This window comes from Streptomyces sp. NPDC007157 (genome assembly GCF_040634235.1).
Taxonomy (GTDB): Bacteria; Actinomycetota; Actinomycetes; order Streptomycetales; family Streptomycetaceae; genus Streptomyces.
Map to the genome: position 1 here is coordinate 55,750 of NZ_JBEYFE010000029.1, position 22,145 is coordinate 77,894.

24 protein-coding genes are annotated in these 22,145 nt (G+C 71.3%); 15 read left to right on the forward strand and 9 right to left on the reverse strand.

The features are described 5' to 3' along the window. The first annotated feature begins 21 nt into the window (after window positions 1-21). From ABZ642_RS37860 to ABZ642_RS37895, 8 genes are all read left to right on the forward strand, one after another. Entirely contained in the window at window positions 22-1,722 is a 1,701-nt protein-coding gene (locus tag ABZ642_RS37860) for a GMC family oxidoreductase N-terminal domain-containing protein (RefSeq protein WP_360493229.1), read from the forward strand. Window positions 1,723-1,850: 128 nt separating this feature from the next. Further along, entirely contained in the window at window positions 1,851-2,627 is a 777-nt protein-coding gene (locus ABZ642_RS37865; RefSeq protein WP_360493231.1) for a HipA family kinase, read from the forward strand. Continuing rightward, window positions 2,624-3,073 carry a DUF3037 domain-containing protein gene (locus ABZ642_RS37870; RefSeq protein ID WP_360493233.1) on the forward strand — a complete coding sequence of 150 codons (450 nt, stop codon included), beginning with the start codon at window positions 2,624-2,626 and terminating at the stop codon, window positions 3,071-3,073. Before ABZ642_RS37865 ends, ABZ642_RS37870 begins: the two co-directional genes overlap by 4 nt. A 152-nt stretch (window positions 3,074-3,225) precedes the next feature. Next, the gene (fabG, locus tag ABZ642_RS37875; RefSeq protein WP_360493235.1) at window positions 3,226-3,987 is read left to right on the forward strand and encodes a 3-oxoacyl-ACP reductase FabG; all 762 of its coding nucleotides are present in this window, start codon (window positions 3,226-3,228) and stop codon (window positions 3,985-3,987) included. 42 nt (window positions 3,988-4,029) lie between these two features. Then, entirely contained in the window at window positions 4,030-4,791 is a 762-nt protein-coding gene (locus tag ABZ642_RS37880; protein WP_360493238.1) for an SDR family oxidoreductase, read from the forward strand. 232 nt (window positions 4,792-5,023) lie between these two features. Next, window positions 5,024-6,598: an ABC transporter substrate-binding protein gene (locus ABZ642_RS37885; protein ID WP_360493241.1), complete on the forward strand. Its 1,575-nt coding sequence runs from the start codon at window positions 5,024-5,026 to the stop codon at window positions 6,596-6,598. Window positions 6,599-6,690: 92 nt separating this feature from the next. Beyond that, window positions 6,691-7,377, forward strand: a complete 687-nt coding sequence (gene ung / locus ABZ642_RS37890; protein ID WP_360493244.1) for a uracil-DNA glycosylase — start codon at window positions 6,691-6,693, stop codon at window positions 7,375-7,377. Between the two features lie 211 nt (window positions 7,378-7,588). Then, window positions 7,589-8,092, forward strand: a complete 504-nt coding sequence (locus tag ABZ642_RS37895) for a hypothetical protein (protein ID WP_360493246.1) — start codon at window positions 7,589-7,591, stop codon at window positions 8,090-8,092. 225 nt (window positions 8,093-8,317) lie between these two features. Here the strand turns inward: ABZ642_RS37895 and ABZ642_RS37900 are convergent, their stop codons facing one another. Both ABZ642_RS37900 and ABZ642_RS37905 read right to left on the reverse strand, forming a co-directional pair. After that, complete coding sequence (locus tag ABZ642_RS37900) at window positions 8,318-8,785, reverse strand: hypothetical protein (RefSeq protein WP_360493249.1); 468 nt, start codon at window positions 8,783-8,785, stop codon at window positions 8,318-8,320. Between the two features lie 112 nt (window positions 8,786-8,897). After that, a complete protein-coding gene (locus ABZ642_RS37905; RefSeq protein WP_360493252.1) occupies window positions 8,898-9,410 on the reverse strand; it encodes a DinB family protein in 513 nt (170 codons plus the stop codon). A 95-nt stretch (window positions 9,411-9,505) separates the two neighbouring features. On the opposite strand from ABZ642_RS37905, the gene ABZ642_RS37910 reads away from it, so the two are divergent. Continuing rightward, on the forward strand, window positions 9,506-10,417 hold the full coding sequence (locus ABZ642_RS37910) for a Gfo/Idh/MocA family oxidoreductase (protein ID WP_360493255.1): 912 nt from the start codon (window positions 9,506-9,508) through the stop codon (window positions 10,415-10,417). Here ABZ642_RS37910 and lnt read toward each other — a convergent pair. The 4 genes from lnt to ABZ642_RS37930 form a co-directional block, all read right to left on the reverse strand. After that, complete coding sequence (gene lnt / locus ABZ642_RS37915; RefSeq protein ID WP_360493258.1) at window positions 10,335-11,915, reverse strand: apolipoprotein N-acyltransferase; 1,581 nt, start codon at window positions 11,913-11,915, stop codon at window positions 10,335-10,337. The genes ABZ642_RS37910 and lnt overlap by 83 nt on opposite strands. 76 nt (window positions 11,916-11,991) lie before the next feature. Next, window positions 11,992-12,477: a nuclear transport factor 2 family protein gene (locus ABZ642_RS37920; protein ID WP_360493261.1), complete on the reverse strand. Its 486-nt coding sequence runs from the start codon at window positions 12,475-12,477 to the stop codon at window positions 11,992-11,994. Window positions 12,478-12,749: 272 nt separating this feature from the next. Then, complete coding sequence (locus ABZ642_RS37925) at window positions 12,750-13,730, reverse strand: pyridoxal-phosphate dependent enzyme (RefSeq protein ID WP_360493264.1); 981 nt, start codon at window positions 13,728-13,730, stop codon at window positions 12,750-12,752. A 142-nt stretch (window positions 13,731-13,872) separates the two neighbouring features. Beyond that, window positions 13,873-14,313 (reverse strand): GNAT family N-acetyltransferase, encoded by a 441-nt coding sequence (locus ABZ642_RS37930; protein WP_360493267.1) that lies wholly within the window; start codon window positions 14,311-14,313, stop codon window positions 13,873-13,875. Window positions 14,314-14,575: 262 nt separating this feature from the next. Here ABZ642_RS37930 and ABZ642_RS37935 point away from each other — a divergent pair, with 262 nt between their 5' ends. Further along, the gene (locus ABZ642_RS37935; protein WP_360493270.1) at window positions 14,576-15,316 is read left to right on the forward strand and encodes an SDR family oxidoreductase; all 741 of its coding nucleotides are present in this window, start codon (window positions 14,576-14,578) and stop codon (window positions 15,314-15,316) included. A gap of 13 nt (window positions 15,317-15,329) precedes the next feature. Here ABZ642_RS37935 and ABZ642_RS37940 read toward each other — a convergent pair whose 3' ends face one another. Both ABZ642_RS37940 and ABZ642_RS37945 read right to left on the reverse strand, forming a co-directional pair. Next, window positions 15,330-15,509, reverse strand: coding sequence for a hypothetical protein (locus ABZ642_RS37940; RefSeq protein ID WP_360493273.1), 180 nt, complete (start codon window positions 15,507-15,509; stop codon window positions 15,330-15,332). Window positions 15,510-15,843: 334 nt separating this feature from the next. Then, window positions 15,844-16,671, reverse strand: a complete 828-nt coding sequence (locus ABZ642_RS37945; protein ID WP_360493276.1) for a helix-turn-helix transcriptional regulator — start codon at window positions 16,669-16,671, stop codon at window positions 15,844-15,846. Between the two features lie 133 nt (window positions 16,672-16,804). Between ABZ642_RS37945 and ABZ642_RS37950 the strand changes: the two genes are divergently transcribed. Then, complete coding sequence (locus ABZ642_RS37950) at window positions 16,805-17,512, forward strand: alpha/beta fold hydrolase (protein WP_360493279.1); 708 nt, start codon at window positions 16,805-16,807, stop codon at window positions 17,510-17,512. A gap of 55 nt (window positions 17,513-17,567) precedes the next feature. Next, the gene (locus ABZ642_RS37955) at window positions 17,568-17,933 is read left to right on the forward strand and encodes a DUF4440 domain-containing protein (protein WP_360493282.1); all 366 of its coding nucleotides are present in this window, start codon (window positions 17,568-17,570) and stop codon (window positions 17,931-17,933) included. A gap of 94 nt (window positions 17,934-18,027) precedes the next feature. Here the strand turns inward: ABZ642_RS37955 and ABZ642_RS37960 are convergent, their stop codons facing one another. Beyond that, on the reverse strand, window positions 18,028-18,903 hold the full coding sequence (locus ABZ642_RS37960) for an undecaprenyl-diphosphate phosphatase (RefSeq protein WP_360493285.1): 876 nt from the start codon (window positions 18,901-18,903) through the stop codon (window positions 18,028-18,030). Between the two features lie 284 nt (window positions 18,904-19,187). On the opposite strand from ABZ642_RS37960, the gene ABZ642_RS37965 reads away from it, so the two are divergent. The 3 genes from ABZ642_RS37965 to ABZ642_RS37975 are packed head-to-tail and all read left to right on the forward strand — an operon-like array spanning window position 19,188 to window position 22,002. Further along, the gene (locus ABZ642_RS37965) at window positions 19,188-20,354 is read left to right on the forward strand and encodes a Gfo/Idh/MocA family oxidoreductase (RefSeq protein WP_360493288.1); all 1,167 of its coding nucleotides are present in this window, start codon (window positions 19,188-19,190) and stop codon (window positions 20,352-20,354) included. Beyond that, a complete protein-coding gene (locus ABZ642_RS37970) occupies window positions 20,351-21,280 on the forward strand; it encodes a PmoA family protein (protein WP_360493290.1) in 930 nt (309 codons plus the stop codon). The genes ABZ642_RS37965 and ABZ642_RS37970 overlap by 4 nt, the downstream gene beginning before the upstream one ends. Next, the gene (locus tag ABZ642_RS37975) at window positions 21,274-22,002 is read left to right on the forward strand and encodes a cupin domain-containing protein (RefSeq protein ID WP_360493293.1); all 729 of its coding nucleotides are present in this window, start codon (window positions 21,274-21,276) and stop codon (window positions 22,000-22,002) included. Before ABZ642_RS37970 ends, ABZ642_RS37975 begins: the two co-directional genes overlap by 7 nt. Window positions 22,003-22,145 lie beyond the last annotated feature (143 nt).

Genomic DNA, 22,145 nt, shown 5'->3' on the forward strand with positions numbered 1-22,145 from the left:
GCGACGGACGAGGGAACCGGCATGACTTCCACCGGAACCGAAGGGTTCGACTACGTCATCGTGGGCGCGGGCAGCGCGGGTTGTGTGCTCGCGGACCGCCTGAGCCGCGACGACCGTGTCCGCGTGCTGCTCCTCGAAGCGGGCGGCCCCGACACCGACGAACTCATCCACATTCCCGCCGCGCTCGGGATGCTCTTCGGATCGCATGCCGACTGGAGCTACCGGACGGTCGAGCAGCGCCGGCCGGGACGCACCTTCTTCTGGCCCCGGGGCAGGACACTGGGCGGGTCGTCGTCCACCAACGTCATGATCTACACCCGGGGCAACCGGCACGACTACGACGGCTGGCGTGACGAACACGGTGCGAAAGGCTGGGGCTACGACGACGTCCTGCCGTATTTCGTCAGGTCCGAGTCGAACCGCCGCCTCGGCGAGCCCTTCCACGGTGCGGACGGTCCCCTGTACGTCGAGGACCGGGTCTACACCCACGAACTCTCCCGGTCCTGGCTGGACGCCGCCGTGGAATGGGGACTGGACCCCAACGACGACTTCGCGGGTGCGTCCCCGCTCGGCGCAGGCCTGTACCAGGTGACCTGCCATCAAGGGCGACGATGGTCCGCGGCCGACGCCTATCTGCGCCCGGCCCTCGACCGACCCAATCTCACGGTACGCACCGGCGCCACGGCAACGAAGATCACACTCGACGGATCACGCGCGGCCGGCGTCAGCTATCTCCGGGACGGACAGGAGCGGACGGCCCACGCCGACAGGGAGATCCTGCTCTGCGGTGGATCCGTCAACTCGCCCCAGCTGTTGCTCCTGTCGGGCATAGGCGATCCCGACGACCTGGACGATGTGGGGATAGACGTCCGCGTTCCGCTGCCGGGGGTCGGGCGGAACCTGCAGGACCATCTGATGGCTCCCGTCGTGTGGGAGACCCGGAACTCCACCGACATCGTCCGGGACCTGCTCACCCCGGACAACCTGGAACGGTGGCGCGCCCACGGCGACGGGCCGTTCGCCTCCAACTACGGCGAGGTCGGCGCGTTCCTCGACGTCACGGACGGCACCGGCCGCCCCGACGTCCAACTGGTGGGCGGGGCCACCGCGCTCATTCTCAGTGGTGAGGAAGTACCCGACCGGGCGGTGTTCACGATGAACTGCTGCCCCCTGAACCCGCGGACCCGCGGCACCGTCCGTCTCGCGTCGGCCGATCCGCAGGCCCCACCGCTGATCGATCCCCGGTACCTCGACGTGCCCGCGGACATGCCGGTCATGGTCGCCGGGCTCAGAGCGGTCATGGGCATCGCCCGCCGCGCGCCGTTCGCCGCACACCTGGCGCGGTCCTACCTGCCGGCCGGCGACGACCCGGATCGCCTCGACCGCCTGGACGACGCGACTCTCGAAGAGCACGTCCGCAGGTGGAGTGCCACGGCGTATCACCCGGTGGGCACCTGTGCCATGGGAACCGGCCCCGACACGGTCGTCAATTCGGACCTTCAGGTCCACGGAGTCGAGCGACTCCGTGTCGTCGACGCCTCGGTCATGCCGACGGTCATCAGCGGAAACACCAACGCTCCCACGATCATGATCGCCGAAAGGGCGGCCGAGCTGATCGGGGAGCAGCCCCGCGGTCAAGGCGCCGGACCACAGCGGTCGGCCGGCGGCCGGCGCTCTGGTCAGGAGTCCTCGGCGCACAGCGGGGCAGACCAGGGAGACTGATCTCTTCCGTGGCGACTCCCGCGATCACCCTCGGTTACTATGCTCACTTCATGCCGGAGGCCGGGGCCCAGGGGCGCACCGAAGCCGGCCGTGGATTGCGAAGTTGACGAGACGGGTGGCCTGGGAAAGTGCTGAAAGAGGTCATCGCGACCCGCTATGTCACGCCCCTGCGTGAGGGTGGCTCACTACCAGGGCTCATCGAGGCCGACGACTTCGGGACGTACGTCATGAAGTTCACCGGCGCGGGGCAGGGCCGGAAGACGCTGGTCGCCGAGGTCGTCTGCGGTGAACTCGCCCGCCGGCTCGGGTTCCGGATGCCCCGTCTGGTCACCGTCGAACTGGACCCCGTGCTGGGCCTCGGCGAACCCGAGCAGCAGGTGCAGGACCTGCTGCGGGGGAGCGGCGGCACCAACCTCGGCATGCACTTCCTCTCCGGCGCCCTCGGCTTCGACCCGCTCGCCTTCGCGGTGAGCCCCGCGGAGGCCGGGCGGATCGTCTGGTTCGACGCGCTGATCAACAACGTCGACCGCTCCTGGCGCAATCCCAACCTGCTGGTGCACCGCGGCGACCTGTGGCTCATCGACCACGGCGCCACCATGATCTGGCAGCACAACTGGCCCGCCGCCGAGGCCTCCGCAGCCCGCGCGTACGACGCCGCCGACCATGCGCTGAGCGGCTTCGCCCCCGATGTCCGGGCCGCCGCCGCCGAGTTGGCGCCCAGGGTCACCGAGGACCTGCTCGCCGAGGTCACCGCCGAGATCCCCGACGTCTGGCTGGCCGACGAACCGGGCTTCGACACCCCCGACGACCTGCGGCGGGCCTACGCCCGGCCGCTGCTCGCCCGGGCCGCCGGCATTCATGAGCGCATCACCGGCGTCGAGCCCCGCACCCAGGGAGCAAAGTGAGCCAGACCCATATCAATGTGGCCGGACATGTGGTCGAGCGCCACATCACCCGGTCCGGCCAGGGCGGCGACCGGGATGTCTTCGAATACGCCCTGCTGCGTGTCGTACCCCGCGTGGAGCGCGGCGAGTGCATCAACGCGGGCGTGATCGTCTACTGCCGGGCCAAGGCCTACGTCGGCGCCCGCACCCATCTCGACGAGGCCCGACTGCTGGCCCTGGACCCGGACGCGGATCTCGCCGGGGTACGGGCCGCGCTCGGGGCCGTCGAGGCCGTCTGCGCGGGCGGGGAGGCGGCCGGGCACGCGGCCGCCGACGACCCCGGGCGGCGCTTTCGCTGGCTCGTCGCGCCCCGCTCGACGGTCGTGCAGCCCGGCCCCGTGCACACCGGACTCACTCTTGACGCGGCGGCCGAGACCGAGCGGTTGCTGGACCTCCTGGTGAGGTAATGGATCACACCCGCGCGGTGTGACGTTGACACCGCGTGCCAGGGCTTCTAGCGTCACGTCTACTGAAGGTACTAAGCGGTCGCTCACCGCAGGGCGGGCTCCGTGAGCGGGCTCACTCGATCAGGTTCTCTCAAGGGCGAGGAGACACAGGAATGTCCACCACAGAGCAGCGGGTCGCGGTCGTCACCGGTGCCGCACGCGGTATCGGCGCCGCCACCGCCGTACGACTGGCCGCCGAGGGCCGCGCGGTCGCCGTGATCGACCTCGACGAGGCCGCCTGCAAGGACACCGTGGAGAAGATCACCGCGGCCGGCGGCAAGGCGATCGCGGTCGGCGCCGACGTCTCCGACGAGGCCCAGGTCGCCGCCGCGATCACGCGGGTCGTCGAGGAACTGGGCGCCCCGACCATCCTGGTCAACAACGCCGGCGTGCTCCGCGACAACCTGCTGTTCAAGATGTCCGCGTCCGACTGGGACACGGTCCTGAACGTGCACCTGCGCGGCTCCTTCCTGATGACCAAGGCCGTCCAGCAGCACATGGTCGAGGCCGGCTGGGGCCGGGTCGTCAACCTGTCCTCCTCCTCGGCGCTCGGCAACCGCGGCCAGGCCAACTACTCCGCCGCCAAGGCCGGTCTGCAGGGCTTCACCAAGACCCTCGCCATCGAGCTCGGCAAGTTCGGCATCACCGCGAACGCCGTCGCCCCCGGCTTCATCGCCACCGAGATGACCAAGGCCACCGCCGATCGCGTGAAGATGGGCTTCGAGGAGTTCAAGGCCGCCGCCGCCACCCAGATCCCCGTGCAGCGCGTCGGCGAGCCCGAGGACATCGCCAACGCCATCGCCTTCTTCACGAACGAGGCGGCCGGGTTCGTCTCCGGCCAGGTGCTGTACGTGGCCGGCGGACCGCTGGACTAGCGGGCACCAGGGACTCACCAGGGACTATCGAGGATCACGGACATGACTGAACTGCCCGAGCTGTCCGGCAAGGTCGCCATCATCACCGGCGCCAGCCGCGGCATCGGCTACGGCGTCGCCGAGGCGCTGATCGCCCGAGGCGACCGGGTCGCCATCACCGGCCGCAACGAGGACGCGCTCAAGGAGGCCGTGGAGAGCCTGGGCTCCGAGCGCGTCATCGGCATCGCCGGCAAGGCCCACGACCTGGCCCACCAGAGCGAGGTCGTCGACCGCACCATGGAGGCCTTCGGCCGCGTCGACTTCCTGGTCAACAACGCCGGCACCAACCCGGTGTTCGGCCCGATCGCCGACGTCGACCTGGACGTGGCCCGCAAGGTGTTCGAGACCAACGTGGTCTCGGCCCTCGGCTTCGCCCAGAAGACCTGGCACGCCTGGCAGAAGGAGAACGGCGGCGCCATCGTCAACATCGCCTCCGTCGCCGGTCTTTCGGCCTCGCCGTTCATCGGCGCGTACGGCATCAGCAAGGCCGCGATGATCAACCTGACCCAGCAGCTGGCGCACGAGTTCGCGCCGGGCGTCCGGGTCAACGCGATCGCCCCCGCGGTCGTCAAGACCAAGTTCGCGGAGGCTCTCTACGAGGGCCGGGAGGCGGAGGCCGCGGCGGGCTACCCGCTCCAGCGGCTCGGCGTGCCCTCCGACATCGGCGGCGCCGCCGCGTTCCTGACGTCGGAGCAGTCCGACTGGGTCACCGGCCAGACCCTCGTGGTCGACGGCGGCATCTTCCTCAACGCCGGCGTGGCCTGACGGCACCACAGGCCGTCCGGCCCGCCTCCGGGCGTCGTCTTCGTCACAGACATTTCGTCCGAGAAACGACGGAAACGACGCCCGGACCGCCGTACAAGATCCGCACAGCTGAATGACAACGTCGTCATAGCACATTCGATCAACGCCCGTGTTTCCGGGGCGGTTCAAGGAGGACAACGCTGCGGTATGGTCTGCCGCCGACCCCTGGTATGGCGGATCGAGGAGCGAGCGCGTGTTCAACCGGAACCGAGGCCTTCGAAAAGTGGCCGCTGTCGCGTCCATAGCCCTGGTGGCCGGCTGTGGAGTGTTCTCCAGCAGCAGTACGGGTGACAGCGGACCGATCGTCGTCGGGACCACCAGTGCCCCCAGCACCCTCGACCCCGCCGGTTCCTGGGACGGCTCCTGGGAACTGTTCCGGAACATCTACCAGACCCTGCTCGCCTACCCCGACGGTGCCACCACCCCGCAGCCCGACGCCGCCGACTGCGCCTTCACGGACTCCGGCAACCGCACCTACCGCTGCGAACTGCGCTCCGGCCTGAAGTTCGCCGACGGCGACCCGCTCGACGCCGAGGCCGTCAAGTACTCCATCGACCGGATCCGGACCATCAACGCGCCCAGCGGACCCGCCGGACTGCTCGGCAGCCTCGACCGGGTGCAGGCGCTCGGCGACCGCGAGGTGGTCTTCCACCTCGACAAGGCCGACGCCACCTTCCCGTTCGTGCTCGCCACCCCGGCCATGTCGATCGTCGACCCCGACGACTACCCCGCGAAGTCGCTGCGCAAGGACGACTCGGTGCACGGCTCCGGGCCGTACACCCTCAAGTCGTACGACGACGGCAAGCGGGCCGAACTCGTCCGCAACGACCGCTACCAGGGCTTCGCCGACCAGCAGAACGACGCGGTGACCATCCGCTACTTCCAGGACTCGGCCACCATGGTCAAGGCCCTGCGGTCCGGGGACATCGACGTCACCTACCGCGGCCTCGCCGCCTCCGACATCGTCGCCCTGGAGGCGCACACCGACACCGACCTGCAACTCGTCGACGGCACCGGCACCGACATCAGCTACCTGGTGTTCAACCCCAGGGACCCGTGGGCGAAGGTGCCCGCCGTGCGCAAGGCCGTCGCCCAGCTCGTCGACCGCGCCGCGATCGCCCACACCGTCTACAAGGACACCGTCGACCCGCTCTACTCCATGGTCCCGGCGGGCCTCACCGGCCACACCACCGGCTTCTTCGACAACTACGGGGACCCCAGCACCTCCAAGGCCCGCAAGATCCTCGCCGACGCCGGCATCACCCATAGGGTCCCGCTCACCTTCTGGTACACCACCGACCGCTACGGCTCCGAGACCGGCCGGATGTTCCAGGAGCTCAAGCAACAGCTCGACGACTCCGGGCTGTTCACCATCACCCTCAGAAGCCGGCCGTGGAAGACCTACGTCGTCGGCTACCAGAAGGGCGAGTACCCGGTGTTCGGGCGCGGCTGGTTCCCGGACTTCCCCGACGCGGACAACTTCATCGCCCCGTTCGTCGGCGAGCAGAACGCCCTCGGGACGCCGTACCCGGCGCCCGTGATCACCGGCAAGCTGCTGCCCGAGTCGCGTACCCAGAGCGACCGCGGCGAGGTCGTCAAGGCGTTCGAGGAGGCCCAGCAGATCCTCGTCAACGACGCCCGGCTGATCCCGCTGTGGCAGGGGCGGCAGTACATCGCGGCCAGCGACGACATCTCCGGCGGCGAGCAGGCGCTCGACCCGTCGACGATCATGATGATGTGGGAGCTGCACCGCAAGACCAGCTGGTGAACCGGCGTGCGAGGACGACTGTCAGTGGCCGCCTGTAGGTTCTTGGGCATCAGCAGGAACTGCAAGTGACCGCACATCGTGAGGACGTTGACGTGACCGACATCGCCATGCTGCCCGAGTCCTGGCGCGGGGTTCTGGGCGACGAGCTGCAGCAGCCCTACTTCAAGGAGCTGACGGAGTTCGTCGAGGAGGAGCGGGCGAACGGCCCTGTCTACCCGCCGCGCGAGGAGGTCTTCGCCGCGCTGGAGGCGACGCCGTTCGACCAGGTCAAGGTGTTCGTCCTCGGTCAGGACCCTTACCACGGCGAGGGCCAGGGCCATGGCCTGTGCTTCTCGGTCCGCCCCGGAGTGAAGATCCCGCCGTCCCTGCGGAACATCTACAAGGAGATGAAGGGGGAGCTGGGCTGGGAGGAGACCCCGGACAACGGCTATCTGATGCCGTGGGCCCAGCAGGGCGTGCTGCTGCTCAACGCGGTGCTCACGGTCCGCGCCGGTGAGGCCAACTCGCACAAGAACAAGGGCTGGGAGAAGTTCACGGACGCGGTGATCCGCGCGGTCGCCGAGCGGCCCGACCCGGCCGTCTTCGTCCTGTGGGGCGGCTACGCGCAGAAGAAGCTCCGCCTGATCGACGAGACCCGGCACGTGGTGGTCCAGGGCGCCCACCCGTCCCCGCTGTCCGCGAAGAAGTTCTTCGGCTCCCACCCCTTCACCCAGATCAACGAGGCGGTGGCGGCGCAGGGCCACGAGCCGATCGACTGGCGCATCCCGAACCTGGGCTGAGCGCGCGGCCGGGGTGCCGGCCCTACGGGGGGTGCCGGCCGGCGGGGGCGTCGGCGCCGGGGGAGCATCGGGCCGACGAGGGCGGGGCCGCGTGGTGCGGCCGGTGTGCCGGCGGGTGGGGACACGTCGGGCTCGGGGTGGGTCGGATGGCTCTGCGGAGCCCAGTGGCGGTTAGCGTCGTCGGAGACAGCCGGAGAGCTCGGAGGACGCGGTGGCGGAGCGACAGGAGCGCACGGCACCCGATGCCGTGCTCACACGGATCGGGCAGGTCGTGATGCTGCACCACGCCGGGGACCGGGAGGAGGCCCGCCGTCGCCTGCTCGACCTGTGGGCCGAGCTCGGCGAACACGGCGAGCCGTTGCACCGCTGCACCCTGGCCCACTATCTGGCCGACACCCAGGACGACCCGTCCGACGAACTCGCCTGGGACCTGAGGGCGTTGTCGGCGGCGGACGAGGCCGAGGGAGCGGAGGGGCTGCGCGGCTTCTACCCCTCGCTGCATCTGAACCTGGCCGCCGACTACGTCAAGCTCGGCCGCACCGAGGCCGCCCGCACCCATCTGCGCCGGGCCCGCGGCGCGGCCGTCGCCGCCCTCGGCGACGACAGGTACGGCGACGGGGTGCGGGCCGAGATCAGCCGCCTGGAGCTGCGGCTGGGCGAGGACGACACACCGAACGGCGACTCCTGGGGTCCACCGCGGCAACGGCCGAACTAGCCCCTCCGCCCGACCACCGCAGCCGCCGGTCCCGTCACCGCCGGTCCCACCGCCGCCGGTCCCGTCACCGCCGGTCCCATTACCGCCGGTCCCGTTACCGTCCGTCCCGTCGCCTCCGGCTCCCGTGGTGTCCGGCGTGATGGCTCCCGTGCCGTACCGGCTCCCGTGTCGCGCGCGTTTCTCGCCGAGGGCGGCTCTCAGCCGCCCGTGTTCTCGTGCGGTCCGTCAACGCCTGTACGTCTGCGCGCAGATCTGTGCCTCGGGGCTGTCCGAGGGCCAGCCGCCGTACTGCCTGCCGAGGGCGCACACGTCCGGGGGCTTCGGTACGGACCCGGAGAGACCGGGGATCTCGGGCTGTGGGCTGCGGGTCCGTTGTGGGCGGGGCTGCGGGGCGGCAGCGCGCGGGGCGGGGGAACGGTGGCGGGCAGGTGGCGGGGGCGCGGGGAGGTGGGCGGTGGTCGGTGTGGTCCGGTGGGCCGGGCTGGACGGGCCGACCATCTCCAGGGCCTCCTTGACCGGCGCCTGCACCACCCGGGGCTCGGCGGTGCCGTCCGGGCGGGGCACCGACGGCTGCGAGGGCGCCGTACCGGGCGGCGCGCCGGGCGCCGCCGGACGCTGGACCGTCACACAGCCGGTGAGGGCCGAGACGGTCACGGTGACCAGAAGCGCTGCGGTGGTCGTCGTTCGATGCACCCGCGCAACTCTGCTGGGTCCGCGCGGAGGTTGACACCGCCGACAGGAGTTTGGTGCCCCGCACGGGTGATCTCGTGCCCCGTACGGGGGGCTGGCGGACGCGAGGCTGACGTCAGTCGCCGGTCGCGCCGTCGATGCGTTCCCGGATCAGGTCGGCGTGGCCGTTGTGCCGGGCGTACTCCTCGATCATGTGGGTGTGGATCCAGCGCAGGCTGATCTGCTCCCCGGTGTGCCGGCTGCGGCCCTTGGAGAGGTCGTCCAGGCCGAAGTCGGCCGCGTTGCGCCGGGCGGTCTCGATCTCGGCCTGCCAGCTCGCGTACGCCTCCTGCCAGGTGTCCCCCTCGCCGAGATGGAACTCGCGGTCAGGGTCCTCGTCGCTCCAGTAGAGCGGGGGCGCGGCCTCGCCGGCGAGAACCCTGCGGTACCAGGACCGCTCCACGTCGGCCATGTGCCGCACCAGCCCCATGAGCGACAGCGGCGACGGCGCCACGGAGGCGATGGCGAGCTGGGCGTCGGTCAGGCCCGCGCACTTTGTCGCGAGGGTCTGCCGGTGGAACTCCAGCCACCCCTCCAGCATGGTGCGTTCGTCGGCGTCGACGGCGGGGGAACGGCGTTCGGTCGTCATGCCCGGCATCCTCGCCCACCCCGTCCGATCCCACCACGGATTATCGGCCCGTATGCTTCCGGACAGGCACGTGGGCAACTGCTAGGGGAGCGTCAGTGAAGGTCGGCTGCATCGGACTCGGCGACATCGCGAGGAAGGCGTATCTGCCGGTGCTGGGCGCCCGGCCCGGCCTCGAACTCCATCTCCAGACCCGCAGCCCGGCCACCCTCACCGAGGTCGCCGACAGTCTCCGGCTGCCCGCCGACCGCCGCCACGCGACCCTCGACGACCTCCTCGACCAGGATCTCGACGCCGCCTTCGTGCACGCGGCCACGGTCGCCCACCCCGAGATCGTCACCCGGCTCCTGGAGGCGGGCGTACCGACGTACGTCGACAAGCCCCTCGCTTACCGGCTCGAGGACTCCGCGCGCCTGGTGACGCTCGCCGAGGCGCGCAACGTGTCGCTGTTCGTCGGCTTCAACCGGCGCCACGCCCCCGGTTACGTCCAGTGCGCCGACCACCCGCGCGAGCTGATCCTGATGCAGAAGAACCGCATCGGGCTGCCCGAGGAACCCCGCGTGATGATCCTCGACGACTTCATCCATGTCGTCGACACCCTCCGCTTCCTGGCCCCCGGCCCGGTCGACGACGTCACCGTCCGCGCTCGGGTCGCCGAGGGCCTGCTGCACCACGTGGTCCTGCAACTGTCCGGGGACGGCTTCACCGCGCTCGGCGTGATGAACCGGCTCAGCGGCTCGGCGGAGGAGATCCTGGAGGTCTCCGGTCAGGACACCAAGCGCCAGGTCCTCAACCTCGCCGAGGTCGTCGACCACAAGGGGCAGCCGACGGTCCGGCGGCGCGGCGACTGGGTGCCGGTCGCCCGGCAGCGCGGCATCGAACAGGCCGTGCTCGCCTTCCTCGACGCCGTCCGCGCCGGCAAGGTGCTCAGCGCCCGGGACGCACTGGCGACTCATGAGCTGTGCGAGCAGGTGGTACGAGAGGTTCAGCGGCACCCCGGCGCAGCCTGACCGCCCGCAGTCGCAGCCCCTCGCCCAGACAGAAGCCGGCCAGCACCAGCAGCGCGCCGTCCACCGTCCAGTCGCCGTACCGCACGAACGGTGTGACACCGTGGGCGATCGGCACCTCGTAGACCCGCGCCGTGCCGACGTCCGTGCCCAGCCACGGACCAAGCCGCTCCCCGCCCGGGCCGTACACCGCGGAGACGCCGGTCAGCGTGGCGTGGACCATGGTGCGGCCGGTCTCGGCAGCCCGCAGGGCGGCCAGTGAGGCGTGCTGTTCGGGGGCCCAGCTGTGCTGGAACGACGAGGTCGACGTCTGGCCTATCAGCACCTCGGCGCCGTCCTGGGCGAGATGCCGGCTCATGTCGGGGAACGCCGTCTCGAAACAGACCATGGGCCCGATCCGCAGTCCGTGGCCGACGTTCATCACCACCTGCTCGGTGCCGCGGCGCCGGTCCTCGCCGGCCGCCTTGCCGACCGAGGTGGCCCAGCCGAGCAGCGAACGGGCCGGTATGTACTCGCCGAAGGGGACCAGCCGCATCTTGTCGTACCGGTCCCCGGTCGGGCCGTCCGCGCCCACCAGGAGGGAACTCTTGTAGATGCCGGGCCGGTCGGAGCGCCGGGCGTCCACGTTGACCAGGATGTCCGCGCCGGTCTCCCGGGAGAGGGCGGCGATCCGCCGGGCGAGGTCGGGCCGGTCACCGAGGTCGTACCCGACGCTGCTCTCGCCCCAGACGATCAAGTCGGGGCGCTGCCCGGCCAGTTGCCGGGTCAGCCGCTCCTCGCGGGCGAAACGCCGGTCACCGCTGTCGGTGCCGTCGACGATGCCCGGCTGTACGAGGGCGATACGGGCGTGACCGTCGACGTCCGGGCGCGGTGACCAGACCCAGGCGGCGGAGGTCGCGGCGGCCGTGGCCACGAGCGAGGCCACCGCCGGCACCCGCGCCTCGCGCACGGAGACGAGCACCGCCAGCGCCACGTTGACGGCCACCACCAGGAAGCTCAGCAGCCACACCCCGCCCACGGAGGCCAGCCGCAGCGCGGGCGTCACCTGCCACTGGGTGGCGCCGAGCATGCCCCACGGGCCGCCCAGCCCCTGCCAGGACCGCACCAGCTCCACCAGCAGCCAACCCGACGGCAGCACCAGCACCGCGGTCGCGGCCCGCCCCGGTGACGGCGTCCCGCCCAGCAGTCGGCGCGTGAGCAGGCCCCAGGGTGCCCAGAGCACGCTCAGCAGGCCGGCGATCAGGAAGATGAAGACGTGCAGGCTCGGCAGCAGCCAGTGGTGCACGGCGACCATGAACCCGAACCCGCCGCACCAGCCGTCGTACGCCGCCCGCCGCCCGGTCGGTGCCGAGCGGGCCAGGAGCAGCCAGGGGACCAGGGCGACGTAGGCGAACCACCACAGCGACGGTGCGGGAAAGGCGAGTACGGGCAGCGCGCCCGCGAGCGCCGCCACGCAGGAACGCCGCCAAGGGGAGGTGAGCCAGTGCTCGACGGTCCTCATGCGTCGCCTCCTGCCCGCGGGGCCTTCCAGTGTGCGGGACCGGCGGGGACCTCCGACAGGGGGCGTGGGCGCGAGGTCAGTCCGGTACGACCGCCGTGCGCTGGTCGCTCATCCTGCGCCACTTCTCCTCGACGACCACCTGACGCAGCCGCCAGCCGTCCCGGGTGCGCAGGAAGGCGAAGGCGTAGCGGCCGCCGCACACGAAGTCCGGGGCGGTGGAGGCGCCGTCGCCGCCTGCGAACCGCATGGGGTTGATGTAGTCGGCCTGGAGGTGGGCGGTGTCCCCGGCGTCGTGCTCCAGGACTCCGAACCGAACCTGACGGTTGACGATCAGATGCTGCCGCATCGAGAACAGGGTGAGGCTCTCCGAGAGCCACCCGGCCACCTGCCCGGCATCCCCCTCGATCCCGCCGGCAGACCGGTAGTCGGCCCGCCCGTCCGCGGTGAACAGTCTGCGGTACGCCGTCCAGTCCCCGTCGTCGACGGCCACCGCGTAGTCGGTGACCAGTCCGTCCACGGCCAGCCGGTCCATCACGGTCGCGAGCTCCACGCGCTGCGTCATCGGCTCAGTGTTGGGCACGGGGCGACCACAGCCAAGGGGTGCGGGCGATATGCGGGTGATATTCGGCGATGTTCGAACCGAACCGGTCCCGACCTCGGCCACGCATACGACCAGCAGGCCGAAAGAGAACGCGAGTTCGACCATATCCTCGGCCGTCCCGGCGAAGCACACCGGGACGATCACGCGTGGGGGACTCGGCGCTCAGGCCGCGGAGTCCGAAGGGCCGCCTGCCGTGCCGGACGTCACGCCGTCGGACTCGTCGAGATCAATGGTCAGGGCCTGTGGACGGGGGTCATGCCGACCCAGTGGCGGTAGGCACCGACGTCGACGTTGCTGCCGCACACGATGGTGACCAGGTGTCGGCCGGCGAAGCGGGCGCGGTCTTCGAGGATCGCCGCGATGCCGAGCGCGGCCGACGGTTCGACGACGAGGCCGGCGTGTTCGAGGAGGATCCGCATACCGGCGGTGATGGACGCCTCCTGGACCAGGACGGCGTCGTCGGCGACCAGCAGGAGATCGTCCAGGACGGCCGGGACGGGACGCCGGCCGGCGACGCCGTCGGCAATGGTGTCGGTCGAGTCGGTGGTGACGACGCGCCGCTGGTGCCACGAGCGGGTCATCGCCGGTGCTCCCAGCGGCTGGACGCAGATCACCTCGACCTCGGGCGCCAAGGCCTTCAGAACATGACCGACACCGGTGGCCAGCGCACCGCCGCCGAGCGCGATCAGGACGGTGTCGAACGACGGCGCGCCGTCGACCAGTTCCAGGCCGATGGTCGCCGCGCCCTCGCAGGTCTCGATGTCCAGACTGTCTTCGAGCAGCCGGATGCCGTCGTACCGCGCGATGGCCGCCGCCCGCTCGCGAGCCATCTCGTGGTCGCCGTCGACCAGTTCCAGCCTGGCGCCCAACGCGCGGATGCGGTCGAGCTTGACCGCAGTCGCGAAACGGGACGCCACGACCGTCACCGCAAGCCCCCGGCGGCGACCGGACCAGGCGAGGGCCAGGCCAAGATTGCCCGCACTGGCGCACACCACGTCCCGCGAGCCCTTCTCAGCGAGCAGGCTCGTGACGACTTCGGTACCGCGGGCCTTGAAACTGCGCACCGGGTTCGCCGTCTCGAGCTTGATGCTCACCGTGCACCCGAGGCCGGGCTCCAGCGCCTCGCAGCGGTACAGCGGACTGTCGAGGAATACCGGGTCGATCATCCGGCGGGCGGCCCGGATCCGAGCAGCGTCGAGGCGCGTCTTCAGCACGACCCAGGAGCGTAGTGCGCGTAACGGTTCACTTCCCATGGACCAACGGGGCCGGTTCAGGCTGCCGGGGGCCATGACCATGGCGCCTGATGCCATCCGCCGAGTGCGGACCTGAGAACGGAATGGGCTGGTTCCGGATTCGCTAAGCCAGTTTCTTGTACATGTGGACGTCTTCGGCCCCGCCGGGGATCCCCAGAGTTCTGCCGGTCTCGACATATCCGTGACGCTGGTAGAAGGCCGGGGCCTGGAAGGTGAAGGACGAGACGCAGGCGCGGTCGCAGCCACGCCGCCGTGCCTCCTCCTCTGCGGCCAGAAGCAGCTTGCTTCCCCAGCCGTCCCCGCGGCTCTCCTCGCGGATCCAGAGCATCTCGATGCCGAGCAGTCCACCCCATGTCCAGGCGGCCAGACCACCCAGGAGTTCGCCGGCGTCGTCGACGACCTTCACCGACAGCGCGCCCTGGTCGGCGGCGGTGGTCCCGGTCGCGGGGAAATTGACTTCGTCCAGGCCTTTGGACAAGCGCTCGTTGAGTTCGGGGTCACGGTGGCCGATGCTCATCGCCGTCCCAGTGTGATCATGCGCCATGCCGCAGAGTGTGGCACACCGGTGCGGACCCGGGACCGTCACGCTTTGGTGGGCTTCGCAGCAGCCGGCACCCCGCCTCGAATTCGGGTGACGAGCAACTCACCGACGAGGAGCTGCTCGGCTACCGGTACGACCTGTCCCTCCCGCCCGGCTGGCTCGGGGCCCGGCTGGGGTGCGAGGAGCGGCCGTGCCCGGTGGCCGACCAGGCGGTTGCGCGTCTCCGGCCGTAAGATCATCGCCCGGTCGGTCTCAGGAGGCTCGTATGGCACGTTCCGTCACGGTCGTCACCGGTGGGAGCCGCGGTATCGGCGCCGCGACCTGCCTGCGGCTGGCGGCCGATGGGCATGATCTCGTGATCGGTTACGTCCGGGACGCGGGCGCCGCCGAGTCGGTCGCGGAGGGGGTGCGCGAGGGCGGGGCGCGCTGCGTCGTCGTAGCGGTGGACACGGCCGTGGAAGCCGATGTGGAGCGGCTGTTCGACACGGCGGAACGGGAACTCGGCGCCGTCACCGGACTGGTCAACAACGCCGCCGTGACCGGGCCGTTGGGGCGACTCGCGGATACGGAGAGCGCCGATCTGCGCCGGGTCGTCGAGGTCAATCTGCTGGGCACGCTGCTGTGTTCACGCCGGGCGGCCCGGCTGATGGCCGCCCGGGGCAACGGGGCGATCGTGAACGTGTCCTCGGCGGCGGCCACGCTCGGCAGTCCCGGCGAGTACGTCCACTACGCGGCGACGAAGGCGGCCGTCGACGCCCTGACGGTGGGCCTCGCCAAGGAACTCGGACCGGACGGGGTGCGGGTCAACGCGGTTGCCCCCGGAGCCGTCGACACCGACATGCACGCGGCGATGGGTGACCCCGGCCGGGCCCAACGGATCGGCGCCGCGGTCCCGTTGGGGCGGCCGGCCCGACCGGAGGAGATCGCCGCCGCCATCGCCTGGCTGCTGTCGCCGGAGGCCTCCTACACGACGGGCGCGGTGCTGCGGGTCTCCGGCGGGCGCTGAACCCGGTCCCCGGTCAGGCCGCCTCGATGATCCGCCCGCGGATCGCCTCGGCCCACTCGACCACCAACAGCTCGTACTCCGCCCGTTCCTGAGCCGACAGGGTTCCGCCCGCACGCAGCCACAGCGCCCGGATGTGCTCGTTGACCTCGGCAGCGGACCGCGCGGAACCAGGGGTTCGGGAATCGGGGGACATACCGAACAGCGTAGGGGCAAGAACTGACCGTGCGCTACCGGGCGGCTACGCAGACCGTATGGGGTTGGTCACGGGCGATACGGCGGGCGGGGCACCGAGCCTTGGCATGTGCCGGGTGGGTGGTCGCGACACGGATACGGCGGTACGCCCCTGTCCTGGCCTTCGTCCTCACCGGAGCCGGTACAGCGTCCTCAACCCCCGGGAAGGTGGCGGTCGTTGAGGGTTGGCCGAGATGAGCCACCCACCCGCGCCCACCCGACGAACGACCGCCCCGGCGCGCACGCCGCCGTCCCCGGGGGGTGCACATACCGCCATCCTCCTGGGCCAGGGCCGCTCACACCGTGGTCGCCATGGAAGCAAGCAACGCCAGTTTCTCGGCGCCGTCGGTGTCCGGGGCCGGGTGGTAGACGACGAGGGTCTGGCCGGTCGTGCCGGTGACGGTCAGGCGTTCGCGGTGCAGGCGCAGGCGGCCGACCTGGGGGTGGTCGATGTGTTTGGTCGCACCCACGCAGGCGGCCACGTCGTGGCGGGCCCAGAGCCGACGGAAGTGGGGGCTCGCGAGGGAGAGTTCGCCGACGAGGTCGATGACGCGGGGGTCGTCCGCGTCGGTTCCGACGGACCGGCGGAAACCGGCGATCATGCCGGCGCCCGCGTTCGCCCAGTCCGGATGGAGAGCCTGTTCGGCGGGGTCGAGGAAGGTGTCCCGCAGCCGGTTGGCGCCGACCGTGAGACGCGGTGACAGCGCGGTCGCCAGAGCGTTCACGGCGAGCACGTCGAAGTAGCGGCCCTCGACGAGCGCGGGCAGCGAGAGGGCGGCGACCAGCTGGGCGATGCCGGGCGGAACCGTCTCCGCGCGACGGCGGCGCCGGTGCCGGCGGGGCTGCCCGGCGTCGCCCAGGCTCAGCAGATGGGCCGTCGCGGCCTCGTCGAGGCGCAGCACCCGGGCGAGGGACTCCAGGACCTGTACCGAGGGGTTGCGGTCGCGGCCCTGCTCCAGGCGCAGGTAGTAGTCGGCGCTGATCCCGGCCAGCATCGCCACCTCCTCCCGGCGCAGGCCCGGCACCCGCCGTACCCCGAGCACGGGGATGCCGACCTGCTCGGGCGTGACGAGCTCACGGCGGGCACGTACGTACGCGCCGAGCAGGTTCGGTTCGTCCGTCATCCCGCCACCGTAGTGCGGACCGCGCGCCCCTGCCTGGTCCTGTCACCCCCAGGATCGGCGGGGCTCTGCCCCGGCCGGAGCGGGCGCGGAAGCATGATCGGCGACCGTCACGACCACAGTGAGGAGCGGGATCATGTCGACGTATCTGCTGGTGCACGGTGCCTGGCACAGCGGGGAGTGCTGGGAGCGGGTCGTCGCGAAGCTGACGGCGGCCGGACACCGGGTGTTCGCGCCGTCGCTGACCGGACACGGCGAGAAAGCGCATCTGCTCGGCCCCGACGTCGGCCTCGACACCCACGTCGACGACGTCGTCGGGCTGATCACGGACCAGGACCTGAGCGATGTCGTACTCGTGGGACACAGCTACGCGGGACTGGTCGTCTCGTCCGTGGCCAACCAGGTCCCCGACCGCGTCGGGCACCTGGTGTTCCTCGACGCGATGGTCCCGCAGGACGGTGAGAGCGCCGCCGACGTCCAGCCCGTGAGCCAGGTCCTGATCGACGGCGCCCTGGCCTCCGACAGCGGCTGGCGGGTCCCGCCGCTGCCCGAACTACCGCCGCCGCACGGCCTGTTCGGGGTCACCGATGCCGCGGACCTGGCCTGGCTGCGCACGATGCTGATCGACGAGTCGGTGCGCTGCCTCCAGCAACCGGTCCGGCTGGACAACCCGGCCGCAGGGGCCATCCCCCGGACCCACATCCACTGTGTGGCCGACGTACCGGAAGGCATCGTCCGCCGTCCGGTCCCCGCGGACCAGCAGGTGTGGCGACTGCCCACCGGCCACGACTGCATGATCACCATGCCTGCGGAACTCGCGGAACTGCTGCTCGAGCTCGGCTGATCCCGAGGGGGATATTCGCTGTGCCGGGCGCGGTCCGGGGCCGTAGCCTCCCCGCATGACGGACTTGGACGAGCGCGCGGTACAGGCGGCCATCGACGGGGAGCTGCGGCTTCTCGATCCCGACGTGCGCGCCTCCCCGGACCGCGTCCTGGAGCTTCTCGACCCGGAGTTCACCGAGATCGGGGCGTCCGGCCGCCGCTGGGACGTGGTGTCGATCCTCACGGTGACCAGCGGCGGATCGGTGTCCCCTGAATCGCCGGTCCAGGTGAGCGAGATGTCCGGGACCGTGCTCGCGCCGGGCGTCGTCCACCTGACGTACTTCGCGGACAACCAGGGGCGCCGGGTCTGGCGCAGCTCCCTGTGGCGGCTGACGGAGACCGGCTGGCGGATGTACTTCCACCAGGGCACACTCGCCGCCTGACGAGGCGCCCGCCGAACTGCCGGATGAGAACCGCCCGCCGAACCGTCGGGCGAGAACCGCCCGCCGAACCGTCGGGCGAGAACCGCCTGGGTTGCTAGCTCGCCGACTCCGCCGCGTGCGGGCTCAGCACGTCCGCCGAGACCAGGGCGATGATCACGACGCCGAGGGCGATGCGGTACCAGACGAACGGCATGAAGCTCTTGTTGGAGATCCACTTCATGAACCACGCGATCACCGCGTACCCGGAGGCGAACGCGATCACCGTCGCGAACAGGGTCGGGCCCCAGGCCACATGGCCCTCGCTCACCGAGTCCTTGACCTCGAAGGCGCCGGAGGCCAGCACCGCCGGGATGGCGAGCAGGAAGGAGTAGCGGGCCGCCGCCTCGCGCTTGTAGCCCATGAACAGGCCGCCGCTGATGGTGGCGCCGGAGCGGGAGACGCCCGGGATCAGGGCGCAGGCCTGGCAGAGGCCGTAGATCAGGCCGTCCTTCACGCTCAGGCTCTCCAGCGTCTTGCGCTGCTTCGGCGCCCGGTGCCGGCCGCCCGTCTCGTCGCGGGCGGCGAGCCGGTCGGCGATGCCGATGACGATGCCGACGACTATGAGCATGGTCGCCGTGATCCGCAGATCGCGGAACGGGCCCTCGATCTGGTCCTTGAGCGTCACACCCAGCAGGCCGATCGGGATCGAGCCGACGATCACCAGCCAGCCCATCTGGGCGTTGTGGTCCCGGCGCATCGCCTTGTCGAACAGCGACCGGAACCAGGCCGAGACGATCCGCCCGATGTCCTTGCGGAAGTAGATCAGCACCGCGGTCTCCGTGCCGATCTGGGTGATCGCGGTGAAGGCCGCGCCCGGGTCCTTCCAGCCGGAGAAGGCCGCGGTCAGCCGCAGATGCGCACTGGAGGAGACGGGCAGGAACTCGGTCAGCCCCTGGACGAGTCCGAGGATCAGCGATTCGAACCAAGACATGAAGGTACGGCGTCCCAGGGGTGAGAGAGGCTGGCGGGCGCGCGGGCGCGCGTGATCATGGGTGTGCAACGGCAGCGTAGCGGGCCGGGACGGCGGCGCGGACACAGGGGTTCGGCGGGCGGACGGTCGTGAGGGGGTGTTGACCGGCCTGGGCACCGCCGCTTACGTTTCCCCAGGAGAAAGCGCTTGCTCCCGCACATCGGGGTGCGTGTGCGGCGCACTGCACGTCGGGCGACGGTTCGCGCCCATCGCCGTCCCCACCCCGAGGAGTGCTGATCACGTCCATGCCCCGCACGCCCCTTGCCTCCCTTCCCGGAGCCCCCTTCGCCGGTCGCCGCATCCGGGCCGCCGTCGTCGGCGCCGGCGCCATCGGGCGCGGCTCCCACCTGCCCGCGCTCGCCCAACTGGCCGCGGAGGGCGAGACCGAGGTCGTCGCCGCCGTTGACATCGATGCCACGGCCGTCGAGGCGTTCCGCGCCGAGGCCGGCATCCCGCACGCCTACACCGACCTGGACCGGATGCTCGCCGAGCAGCGGCCCGACCTGGTCACCATCGGCACCCCGCCGACCCTGCACCGGGACCAGACGGTGGCCGCGCTGCGGGCCGGCGCCTGGGTGTGGTGCGAGAAGCCGCCGGTGCCGTCGCTCGCCGACTTCGACGCGGTCGAGGCCGAGGAGGGCACCGACGGCGGGCCGTACGCGGCCATCGTCTTCCAGCACCGGTTCGGCTCCGCCGCCACCCATGTGCGCGGGCTGCTGGCCGAGGGGGCGCTGGGCCGCCCGCTGGTCGCCCACTGCCAGACGACCTGGTACCGGGACACCGCTTATTACGCCGTGCCCTGGCGCGGCCGCTGGGCGACCGAGGGCGGCGGCCCGGCGATGGGCCACGGCATCCACCAGATGGATCTCCTGCTCGACCTGCTCGGGCCGTGGCGCGAGGTGCGGGGCATGGCCGGCCGGCTCGTGCACGACGTGGAGACCGAGGACGTCTCCACCGCCCTGGTCCGGTTCGCGAACGGCGCCCTGGCGACCGTCGTCAACAGCGTGCTCAGCCCCGACGAGGTCAGCCGTATCCGCATCGACTGCGAGCGCGCCACCGTCGAACTGACCCACCTCTACGGCCACTCGAACGAGAACTGGCGCATCACGCCGGCCCCGGGCGTCCCCGCCGACGAGGCGGCGGCCTGGCAGGACTTCGGCCCGGACGTGCCCAGCTCGCACCTGGCCCAGCTGCGCGAGCTGATCGCCAGCATGCGCGCGGGGGAGCGGCCGCGCAGCAGCGGCGCCGACGGGCGCACCAGCCTGGAGCTGATCACCGCGCTGTACAAGTCGGCGTTCACCGACACCACCGTGCGTGCGGGCGACATCGGTCCCGGTGATCCTTATTACACGGCCCTGCACGGAGGCGCTCCGGGCTGGGCGCCGGTCGAGAGTGAGGAGGTGTCCGCGTGAGCGGCGAACTGCGGATCACCCACACCCACGGCGACCGGATCTCGGTGACCGAGCCGGTCACCGGGGTGCAGCTCTTCGCGTACGTCTACCGGCCCGAGGCGGCCTGGGAGGCACCCAAGCCCTATCTGCACCCGATCCGCACCCTCGCCGGGGACGTCGTCACGGACTACCGGCCCAACGACCACCGCTGGCACAAGGGTCTCTCCCTGACCGCCTCGCACCTGTCCGGCGCGAACCTGTGGGGCGGCAACTCCTATGTCCACGGCGAGGGTTACCTCGTCCTCCCGGAGCGCGTCGGCTCGATGCGGCACGTCGGCTTCGACGAGCTCTCCTCGGTGGACGGCCGGCTGGTCGTCGCGGAGCGGCTGACCTGGCATCCGTACGACGGGACGCTGTGGGCGCGGGAGAAGCGGCGCATCGAGGTCCATGACGTCGACCCCGAATCCGGTGCCTGGGCGCTGACCTGGTCCAGTGCCGTCACCAACGTCCGTGACGAGCCGCTCCGGTTCGGCAGCCCGACCACCGCCGGACGCGAACAGGCGGGCTACACCGGCCTGTTCTGGCGCGGTCCGCGCGCCTTCCGGGACGGCCGGATCCTCGGCCCCGAGGGCGAGGGTCCGGAGCTGATGGGCTCCCAGTCGTCCTGGCTGGCCCTGTCCGGCGAGCACGACGGCGCCGACGGCCATGCCACCGTCGTCTTCGAGCACGCCCCGGAGAACGATCACTCGGGCGCGGGCGGCACCCACCCCGCGCACTGGTTCGTGCGCAACGACCCGTTCGCCGGCATCGCCCCCTCCTGGGCCTTCCACGACGAACTCGAACTGGCCCCGGGGGACAGCCTCCGGCGCCGCTACCGGGTCGTGATCGCGAACGGCGCCTGGGAACGCGCGGACATCGCCAAGTATCTGGAGGCGCATCCGTGGTGAGCGGCGGGGAGTCCGGGTTCGCGGGGCTGCCGGGCGGGGTCGCGGTCTCGCGGCTGTGCGTGTACGACTGGCCGGCCGCCGACGGTGTGCGCGGCGGAACTCCCCATCTGCACCTGGTCTGTTCGGAGGGGTACGTCGTCACCGGCGGCCGGGGTGCGGTACAGACGCTCACCGCCTCCGGGTACCAGGTCACGCCTCTCACGCCCGGCACGGTCGCGTGGTTCACGCCGGGCACCGTGCACCGCCTCGTCAACGAGGACGACCTGCGCATCACCGTGCTGATGCAGAACAGCGGCCTCCCGGAGGCCGGGGACGCGGTGCTGACGCTGCCGCCGCGCTACCTGGCCGACCCGGAGACCTACGCCTCGGTGACCACCGTCCCCGCGGACGCGCCGGAGGCCGAGCGGGAGCGGATCGCCCGCGCCCGCCGTGACCTGGCGCTGGAGGGCTACCGCGCGCTGCGCGAGGCCACCGGGCCGGAGCCGCTGGCCGCCTTCCACCGGGCCGCCGCCGCTCTCGTACGGCCCCGGCTCGCCGACTGGCGTGCCCGCTGGGAGCGCGGCGCCCGGGCGGCCGCCGCGGCCACGGGGGAGCAGCTCGACCGCCTCGAACGGGGCGATGCCGGTCACCTCGCCGACGCCGTCGTACAGGCCGAACAGCCCTGTGAGCGGGGCCGGTTCGGGATGTGCGGGCGGCTGGACGTGTACCGACAGGGGCAGTAGCGCCGCAGAGTCGAATCAGGGGCGGACGGTCCGGCGACCGTCCGCCCCTCAGCCGTGGGCGGACGCGGTCGGGGACGCCACTCCAGGGGAAGGTTGGATTTTCCTACTCACGGAGTTATGGTGAGTTTGGATTTCCTACTCAC